General features: G+C 23.8%; 9 protein-coding genes. All 9 read left to right on the plus strand.

All coding sequences use genetic code 11. The features are described 5' to 3' along the window. Positions 1 to 789, plus strand: a 789-nt coding sequence (locus ACRDDY_RS19125; RefSeq protein WP_438566504.1) for a glycosyltransferase, incomplete at its 5' end; no start/stop codon positions are given. After that, positions 786 to 1,811, plus strand: coding sequence for a hypothetical protein (locus ACRDDY_RS19130; protein WP_438566505.1), 1,026 nt, complete (start codon positions 786 to 788; stop codon positions 1,809 to 1,811). The genes ACRDDY_RS19125 and ACRDDY_RS19130, both read left to right, overlap by 4 nt. Next, a complete protein-coding gene (locus ACRDDY_RS19135) occupies positions 1,808 to 3,094 on the plus strand; it encodes a hypothetical protein (RefSeq protein ID WP_438566506.1) in 1,287 nt (428 codons plus the stop codon). Before ACRDDY_RS19130 ends, ACRDDY_RS19135 begins: the two co-directional genes overlap by 4 nt. Continuing rightward, entirely contained in the window at positions 3,039 to 3,971 is a 933-nt protein-coding gene (locus ACRDDY_RS19140) for a glycosyltransferase family 2 protein (RefSeq protein WP_438566507.1), read from the plus strand. Before ACRDDY_RS19135 ends, ACRDDY_RS19140 begins: the two co-directional genes overlap by 56 nt. A 10-nt stretch (positions 3,972 to 3,981) precedes the next feature. Then, a complete protein-coding gene (locus ACRDDY_RS19145; protein ID WP_438566508.1) occupies positions 3,982 to 5,148 on the plus strand; it encodes a nucleotide sugar dehydrogenase in 1,167 nt (388 codons plus the stop codon). Position 5,149: 1 nt separating this feature from the next. Beyond that, positions 5,150 to 6,115, plus strand: coding sequence for a glycosyltransferase family 2 protein (locus tag ACRDDY_RS19150; RefSeq protein WP_438566509.1), 966 nt, complete (start codon positions 5,150 to 5,152; stop codon positions 6,113 to 6,115). 24 nt (positions 6,116 to 6,139) lie between these two features. Beyond that, on the plus strand, positions 6,140 to 7,294 hold the full coding sequence (locus ACRDDY_RS19155) for a glycosyltransferase (RefSeq protein WP_438566510.1): 1,155 nt from the start codon (positions 6,140 to 6,142) through the stop codon (positions 7,292 to 7,294). A 15-nt stretch (positions 7,295 to 7,309) separates the two neighbouring features. Continuing rightward, complete coding sequence (locus tag ACRDDY_RS19160) at positions 7,310 to 8,797, plus strand: lipopolysaccharide biosynthesis protein (RefSeq protein WP_438566511.1); 1,488 nt, start codon at positions 7,310 to 7,312, stop codon at positions 8,795 to 8,797. 1,373 nt (positions 8,798 to 10,170) lie between these two features. Further along, positions 10,171 to 10,324, plus strand: a 154-nt coding sequence (locus tag ACRDDY_RS19165; RefSeq protein ID WP_438566512.1) for an NAD-dependent epimerase/dehydratase family protein, incomplete at its 3' end; no start/stop codon positions are given.

Raw genomic sequence — 10,324 nt, forward strand, 5'->3', positions numbered from 1 at the left:
AAGGGAGTTATAACAGGACCGAATACAAAACATATATCTTATGTTCATTCTCCTATGAGATATGCTTGGGATTTATATCATGATTATAAAAAGCGTAGTGGAAAATTAACAAGATTTTTTATGAGTATATTTATGAAAAGTTTAAGAGAGTGGGATTATAGCAGTTCTCAAAGAATAGATATAATTTTAGCTAATTCTAACTATGTTGCAAAAAGAATAAATAAATTTTGGAATAGAGAGTGTAAAGTTGTTTATCCTCCTGTGGATATAGATAGACTTTCTCCAAATGGAAAAGATTCAGAAGATTTTTATGTTGTATTTTCTAGATTTGTTCCATATAAAAGAATAGATTTAGCAATAGAAGCTTGTAAAAAATTAGGAAGAAAATTAGTTGTAATAGGAGATGGAGAACAAAGGGAATATTTAAAATCTTTAGCAGATGAAAATATAACTTTTACTGGAAGAATATCTGATGAAGAAGTTAAAAATTATCTTCAAAGATGTAAGGCTATGATTTTCTGTGCAGAAGAAGATTTTGGTATTGTTCCACTAGAAGCTCAAGCTTGTGGAAGACCAGTAATAGCATATGGGAAGGGTGGAGCACTGGAAACTGTTGTGGATAAAAAAACTGGAATATTTTTTGACAAGCAAGAAGTTGAAAGTATTGTTAAAGGTATTGGAGAGTTTGAGAAATTAGATTTAAATACTCAAGATATATATAAACATGCTATGAAATTTAGTAGAGAGAGATTCAAAAAAGAGATAGAAGAGGTAGTGAAAGATAAATGAAAATAACATTTATATGTACAAATTACAATTCTATAAAATGTGGTATAGGAATGTTTACACATAATTTAAAGAGTGAGCTTCAAAGATATAATGATGTAGAAATAAATCTTATAAATAGAGATACTTTTCATTTAAAAGGATTAAAGAAAATAACTTCTTTAGAGATGACTGGTGAGATTTTAAATTATGTAAAAAATAATAAAAATCAAAAAGATGAAAAAATAGATTTTATAATTGAATATCCATTTATGGATTGGAATCCAATAACACTTTTAGCTTTAATCTATTTGAAAAAAAGTTTTAAGAATTCAAAAATAATATTATCAATTCATGAATACTATAGAGTTAATGTTATTAGAAAAAAAGCGGTTGATCTCTTAATATCTATAGCTGATGGATATATAGTTACTGACAGTAATTTATATGAAAAAATAGATGGCCAAAAAATATTGAGATCAATACCAAGTAATATTCTTAAAGAAAAAAGTATTGAAAAAATTAAAAGAGACTCTAAAAATTATTGCTATTTTGGTTTAATAAATAAATCCAAAGCTTTTAACGAGATGATAGAAGCTTGGAAAATCTTTAATAAAGATAAAATTTATAATTTAAACGTCTATACTGCAAGTGAAATAGATATAGAAAACTTAGAAAAGTATAATATAAAAGTTATTAAAGATTTAAATAACAAGGAGTTATCGATTGAGCTACAAAAAAATAGTTTCATGATACTACCTATAATTCCAAATATAGATTCTAATAATGGAACTTTAAAAGCGGCAGCAGAGCATGGATGTATTCCCATTGGGATATTTTCTAATAATATGGAATCTTTAGGAGTAAATATATCTTCTCAAAGTTATAGTATTGAAAATATAAAAGAAGCTCTTGAAAATAGTTTAATTTTAAATAAAAAAGAGGAGAATTTAAAATTGGAAAATTATTCAGAAAGTTTTTCATTCCAAAAGAACGCAAGAGATATTTATAATTTCTTAAAAGCAAAAAAATGGAGAATACTATGATATATTTATTACAAAAATTTCTTATTTTTTCAATTCCTTTACGTGAATTGGCTGGATTTAAAAGTGGAATCCCTTTCAGATTAGGAGAGCTATTAATGTTAGCTTATGCTGGATATATATTTTTAAATACAAGTATAGAAAAGAAGGTTAGGTTTTTTAATAGAACTTTTTTATCAAAAAGTATAGTATACTTATTAATTTTAAATTTAGTTTTAACGATAATATTTTCAAGAGGACAAGCGATAAATTTAGATTTTTTTTATAAATATGTAGCTAGAAATATAATGATGATATTGTTTTTTTCAGCAGTTTTAATTAGACCAATTAGATTAAAAAGAAAAGATATAGAACTATTTTTTAAATACATAGTTTTATTGCAGCTTTTTATGCTAATTTTACAAAAATTAGGATTTACAATAAAATTGTTTACATTAACAAGTTTTCCTCTTGGAAGAAGGTTTCAAGGAACTGCTTCAGAAGCAGGATATTTACCAACACTTATAGCACCAGCATTATGGTATTTTAGAAATTCTATTCGCAGTAAAAAATATTATTACTTAGCATTTTTTGAGATATTTATGACTTTTTCAAGTTTTGCTTATATAGTTTTAGCTTTAGAGTTAGGTATTGTATTTTTTACTAAAAAAATTAAAATAAATCCTAAAAAATTTCTTAAAGGAATTTTAGCTACTTTTTTAGTTTTAATAGTTGTCGGAATGAACTTTGAAGTTGTATCAAAATCTATAGAAAATAATTTTACTAAAATAATGAAGTATTCAAAAAATAATGGTGGTGATTTTTCAGCTAAGGCTAGAAATGAACAGTTAACGAATTTAAAAAATAAAATTTTAATTTTTGATAAAGAAGACTTTTTTTTTGGTAAAGGAACAGGAGCGTATTTTTCAAGTCAATTAAAGTATGTAGGTAAAAATATTTTTAGAGAAATAACAGAAGAAGGGCATACACTATATTATTCAACTATACATGATCGCGGAATTTTAGGATATTTAGTCTTGATATCACTTTTTGGAAATTTTGGGTATATGATTTATAAACAGAGAAAGAATAGAGTAATAATGTGTTTAGCATACTTATATTTGTTACAGTTAATTCATTGGAAAATAACAGGAAACACTTGGCTTTATTATTTTTGGATAAGTATAGCTTATGTTGTTTCTCAATATGAAATTAAAGAGATAGGAAAAAGAAGAAGGGATAGGAAAAAAAATGGAGTTAATAAGTATAATAATGCCAACCTACAAAAGGAAGGAGTTATTCAATAGAGCTTTAAAAAGTTTAATAAATCAAACATATTCAAATATTGAAATTGTAATAATTGATGATAATAGTGAATTTCCAGATTATAGAAATTATGTAGAATCGGTTATAAATGAATATAATTTTGACAAAAGAATAAAGTATATTCAAAATAAAAAAAATATAGGTGGAGCTTTATCTAGAAATGTTGGAATCCAAAATTCAAAAGGAAGATATATTACTTTTTTAGATGACGACGACGAATATGTTCTTAGTAAAATAGAGTTACAATATAATTTTTATAAAAATAGATTTAAAAATGATGAGGGGGTTATATATTCGCAATCTATAACTCTCGATAAAAATAAGAAAAAGATATCTAGAACAAAAACATATGTAGAAGGAAATAGAGATGCTCTTTTTTATATGATGTCAGGAAATTTAGCAACAACAGGAAATTTATTTTTACCAAAAGTATTATTAGAAAAAGTAGAAGGGTTTAAAAAATTAGATTGTGGTCAAGAATGGTATGTTATATTTAATATTTTACTTAAAGGATATAATTGTGCATATATGAAAGATGAACTTTTAAGATATTATGAGCACGATGCAGAAAGAATAACAACTAATTATTTAAAAAAGTATAATGGTGAAAAAAAATTATATGAAATAAAAAAAGAACATATGAGTATTTTTAATGAACAGGAGCAAAAAAAATTAAATTATAAAATAAATATTATGTTAGCTAATTATGCAATTAAAGTTTCTAAAAAAGAGGTAATAAATCATTTAAAGAAAGCAAAAGAAAGTGAATCATTGAAATTGAAAGATTTAGGACAGTTAGGATTAAAGATGCTTTTAAGTGAAGAGCAATATAACTATATAAAGAAAATTTTAAACTAAGGGGATTAAGATGAAAATAACTATAGCAGGAACTGGATATGTTGGGTTATCTAATGCGATACTATTAGCTCGAAATAATGAAGTAGTGGCATTAGATATAATTCCTGAAAAAGTAGAAATGATTAATAATAAAATTTCACCTATTGTAGATAAAGAGATAAGTGAATATTTAAAAATGAAAGAGCTTAATTTAAAGGCAACAACGGATAAAAGTTTAGCGTATAAAGATGCAGAATTTGTTGTAATAGCAACACCTACAGATTATGATTCAAATAAAAATTACTTTAATACAAATACTGTAGAAGCAGTAATTAAAGATATAATGGAGATAAATCCTAAAGCAACTATGATAATTAAATCAACTGTACCAGTTGGATATACAGATAGAATAAAAAAGGAACTTGGGATAGAAAATATAATATTTTCTCCAGAATTTCTAAGAGAAGGAAAAGCTCTTTACGATAATTTATATCCAAGTAGAATAATAATAGGAGAAAAATCAGAGCGTGCAGAAAAATTTGCAAATTTATTGAGACAGGGAGCGGAAAAAAAAGAGATTCCTACGTTGTATATGGATAGTACTGAAGCAGAAGCTGTAAAGTTATTCTCAAATACATATTTAGCATTAAGAGTAGCATATTTTAATGAGTTAGATACATACTCTGAGATAAGAGACTTAAATACTAAAGATATAATAGAAGGAGTAGGACTTGATCCAAGAATAGGGTCTCATTATAATAATCCATCATTTGGATATGGAGGATATTGTCTTCCGAAAGATACAAAGCAACTTCGTGCAAACTATTCAGATGTGCCTAATAATTTAATAAATGCAATAGTCGATGCTAATACAACTAGAAAAGATCACATAGCAGATTCTATTTTAAGAAAAAATCCTAAAGTTGTTGGAATATATAGGTTAACTATGAAAACAGATTCAGATAATTTTCGTGCTTCGTCTATTCAAGGAGTAATGAAGAGAATAAAAGCTAAAGGAATAGAGGTAGTTATATATGAACCTGTACTAAAGGATGAAACTTTTTTTAATTCGAGAGTAATAAAAAACTTTGAAGAGTTTAAATCTATAAGTGATGTGATAGTAAGTAATAGATTAAGTGAAGAATTAAAAGATGTAGAAGAAAAAGTGTATACGAGAGATTTATATGGGAGAGATTAGAATGAACATACCAAAAGTTAGTGTTGTAATACCTGTGTATAATGTAGAGTTATATTTGAGGGAAGCTTTAGATAGTGTTATAAATCAAACTTTGAAAGAAATTGAAATAATACTAGTAAATGATGGTTCAACTGATAATTCATTAAATATAATAAGAGAATATGAAAAAATAGATAAAAGAATTATGGTTATTAGCCAAAAAAATCAAGGCTTAAGTGGAGCTAGAAATTCAGGATTAAAAATAGCAAATGGAAAATATATATACTTTATGGATAGTGATGACTATATAGAGCTAGATACTATAGAGTTATGCTATGAAAAATCAGAAAAAGAAAATTTAGATTTTATTTTTTTTGATGCAGAAGCTTTCTCAACAGAAAATTTATGTGTTAATTATTTTGATTACGATAGATCAAAGGCGATTGAAGATAATAAAATTTTTCGAGGTAAAAATCTTTTAAATAACTTATTAAAGATTAATAAATACAAAGCAGCAGCAGTTTTAAATTTTATCAATTTGAATTATTTAAAACAAATAGATTTAAATTTTTATCCTCGAATAATTCATGAAGATGAATTATTTACATTTATTCTATTTTTAAATGCTAAAAGGGTATCTTACATAAATAGGAAATTCTTTAAAAGAAGAGTTAGAATAGGTTCTATAATGACAGTATCTAAAGGAGAAAAAAATTTGATAGGATATTTAACTGTAGCAAGGGAATTGAATAAAATATTATTTAAAGAGCAAGATGAAGAAAAAGTTAAGTTATTAAAATTTCAAATAAGTCAAATGATAGGAGTAGTTGCAGGATTGATTTTATTATTAAATCAAGAGCTTCAAACTCAATATAGACAAGAATTGAAAATTGAATTTAAAGACTATATTGTTTTTAAAAATAAAATAAAATTGGATTATCCTATAATTTTTAAAGTACTTAGAAAAATTAAAAAAATGGTTGTATAAAAATTATTTTTAAGGAAGACATAGATGAAAAATAAAAAAATAATATATATTATAAACGATATAAGTATTATCGGGGGAAGAGAAAAAATAGTATTAGATAAAGCTAATTCTTTATCAGAAAGTGAATATGATGTAACAATATTATCTTATAATTTAAAAGATAAAAATATTATAAAAAATTATCCAACTATAAAATTTGAAAGTTTAGAATTAGAAGATTTTAATCAAAATAGAAAAATGAATTTATTTAAAAGAAAAATTTATTTTAGAGTTTATTTAAAAAAATTAAAAAAAATATTACAATTAAAAATAGATGAGTTAAATCCAAATATAATGATATGTCTTTGTGATATAGGACTAGGAGAATATACAAAAATAAAGACATTAGCTAAAAAGATTATAGAAATTCATGGATGTTATGATTATTATATTGATAAAGTTAAAGAATCAAAAAATATGTCAAAATTAAAATCATTTAAAAAAAAAATAGATTTTAATAGATTTAAATTTAAATTAAAAAAATTTGATAAAGTAGTAATTTTATCAGATGTAGATATAGATAAATGGGGCTTTAAATCAGTTGAAGTTATTCCAAATTTTTATGACTCTAAAAATCAAGAGAAAATTAAAGTTAAGGAAAAATTTGAAGAAAAAAAATTTTTATCGGCAGGAAGACTCTCATATGAAAAAGGTTATGATATTTTGATAGATGTTTGGAAAGAAGTAGTTAAAATAAATAAAAATATTAAAATTGATATATACGGCGAAGGACCTGAAGAGGAAAAAATAAAAGTGTTGATTAAGTTAAATAATTTAGAAAATAACATAAAACTAAAGCCATTTACAAATAAATTAAATGAGAAATATAAAGACTATTATTGCTATATTTTACCATCTAGATTTGAAGCTTTTGCAATGGTAGTATTAGAAAGTATAAGTAATGGTGTTCCGGTAATTGGGTTTGACATGGAATCAGGATTAAAAGATATGATAACAGATGGAAAAGAAGGGTATTTAATAAAAAAATATGAAGTAAAAAAAATGGCTGAAAAAATAATTAAGTTATATGAAAACGAAGATTTAAGAATCGAGATATCAAATAGAGCACTTGATAAATCAAGTAGTTTTACAAAAGAAAAAATTATAAAAAAATGGATAGAGTTATTTGAGAATATTTAAAAAGGAAAAAATAAAATGAAAGAAAAAGCATCTAAAAATTTACAACTTAACTTATTTATAACAATTATAACCGCAGTTTTAGGCTTTATCTCCAATAAATATTTTAGTAAATATTTAGGAATGGAGAATTTAGGACTAATGAGATTATTTACTCAATTAATAGCATATTTAAGTTTAGCAGATTTAGGTATAAATAGTGCTGCAACATATGCCCTATACAAACCTCTTTCAGAAAAAAATTATGAAAAATTGAGTTTGGTTGTATCAACAATAAATTCTTTTTATAAAAAAATATCTTTGATAATTTTATTTGTAGGGCTTATTTTAAATATATTGATACCATCCTTGATAAAAACCTCGATAGATGGAAAAGCTATATATATTTATTGGAGTTTATATGTAATAAATACATCTATTACATATATTTTTGCAAAATATTCAATTCTATTTATAGCAAATCAAGAGTATGGTTTTGTTAGAAAAATTTCTGGATTTTCAGGGATATTTTTTCAAGTATTACAAATAATATCGCTAGTATATATTAAATCATTTTTAGTGTATATATCAATAAATCTGTTAAATAATTTAATTTGTTTTTATTTTTATAAAAAGCATTATAAAAAATATTACTCCTATATAAATTCTGTTCAGCAAAGAGATGAAAATATAATAAAAGATACTAAAAATATGTTTACTCATAAAATTGGAGGTTTAGTTGTTTCAAATACTGATTATATAGTTTTAGCTAAATTTACTACACTTTCAATAATAGCAAAATACTCGAGTTATTTGACAATATATGCTATGATAATGACATTTACAAGAATAATAACTTCTGTAATAACCCCATTAGTAGGTAAGTTTATAGCTACAGAAAGTAAAGAAAATATTTATAAATATTGGAGTAATTTATATTCAGTATACATGTTTTTAGGAACTATTTTAACAATTTCAACATATATTTTAATAGAACCATTTATAAATTTATGGCTAGGAGAAGATTATATTTTATCGAATACTACAACTATATTAATACTGATTAATTTATTTGTAAGTATAACAAGAAGTCCATTGGATATTTTTAAAGACTGCTCTGGATTTTTTGATGATATTTACACGCCGGTATTTGAAAGTTTAATAAATTTAATTATTTCTCTAGCTTTAGTTGTAAAGATAGGTTTAAACGGAGTTATAATAGGTACTATATGTTCTAATATAATTATTATTTATATAGTAAAACCTATATTGGTATTTCAAAGATGTTTTGAAAAAAATGCAACTGATTATTTGATTAAATTATCAAAAAATATAAGTTTGGTATTATTAGCTATTTTTTTATCTGTAAATATTATTGGTTTATTAGATTTAAATATAACTACTTGGATGGAATTTTTAAAAATATGCTTTATAGTGGGATTTATAACAACAGCAATATCATTTCTGGTTTTTATATTGGATAGTAATTTTAGAAAATATATTTTAGATTTTAAAGTACGGTTATAGAATTGATTTTTCATGGCGTGGTATTATAATTTTTTAGTAGTCACTTTTTAATATATTTTTATATTAAGAATACATACTTATTAAAAAAATGTCAGTTAATAAAAAAAGTGTAAAATAGGTTTACTTACTATTTTATGTACAAAATTTTATAAAAATAACTCTCTTATTTAAAATTTGAGGGTTTTTAATTTTTTTAGTGTTAAAAGGACAAGAAATATTATTTAACTCGTTCGTATTTATATTTTTATTTTTGCTCTTAATTTTGATGGGATATTTTGTCTTAAATAGTTATGGAAAATAAAGATTAGCAAGAGGATTTTTAGTTCATGCAGCGCTATATTTTTATGCTTATTTTAATTATAAGTATGTATACTTAATAATACTATCTATTTTAGTAAATTATACTTTAGGAAATATTTTGTCAAAAAATACAAGTGTTCGAGGGAAGTAAGTACTATTTTTTAGGAGGGCTAATTTTTAACATTGGAATATTATTTTTCAAACAAATATTTCAATATTAAATTTAATGTGACCTCTTTGAATAAACTTCTTCATTTTTCAACAACTATCTTTTTTAATAGATAGTTATAAAAAGAAAAGTAAAAAAAATTCTGAGTTATTGTTTATTTGTGACCTTTTTTTCTCAACTAATAGCAGAATCAATAATTTTGCCAGAGGAGATATTGTCACAATTTGAAAATGAGAGTAATAAAAAAGTAAGCTATGAAAATTTAAATAAAGGACTATTAGTGGAGCATAGCTAACGTCCATGTCTTATACTATGCAGTTATATTTTGATTTTTCAGAATACTGTGACATGGTAATGGGAATAGCCAATATCAACTTTAAATTTTAATTTACCATATAGAAGTATAAATATCTAAAAATTTTTGGAAGCGTAGGTATATTACTTTAGGAATATTTTTGACTAATTATTTATATATTCTTCTTGGAGGAAATAGAAATGATGAAAGTAAAACTTTAAGAAATTTATTAATTATTTCTTAGTTAGTGGAATATGGCATGGAGCAGAATGGAACTTTGTAATATGGGTAGGAATTCACGGATTAAGTATATTAATTCATAGAGTTTGTAAGAGCAAAGGATATAATTACTATATTTTCTACAAATATTAGAGCTAAAAATCTTTCTGGTACCTTTAAAATATTGACAAGTGTGCTTACTTTAAATGAAAAAACCTTAGAATTAACTATAAATTATAAAAATGCTTTAAATAACGATATGGGAAATAAGTTGATTTTAATAATATTATTAATTTCAATTTAGTCCAAAGGTTAGTAAAAGTATACTTGAGAATATGAAAGCAAATAAAAATAGAATATATTAATATATAGCAAATGAGGAGAAAAAATATGAAAAATATATTGGTTACTGGTGGCGCGGGGTATATAGGAAGTCACGCAGTGGTAGAATTATTAGATTCAGGGTATAATGTTATTGTTTTAGACAATTTAGAAAACGGATATATAGAATTAGTTGATAAGAGAGCAAAATTTTATCAAGGAG

This window comes from Clostridium sp., assembly GCF_051656525.1.
GTDB lineage: Bacteria > Bacillota > Clostridia > Clostridiales > Clostridiaceae > Clostridium.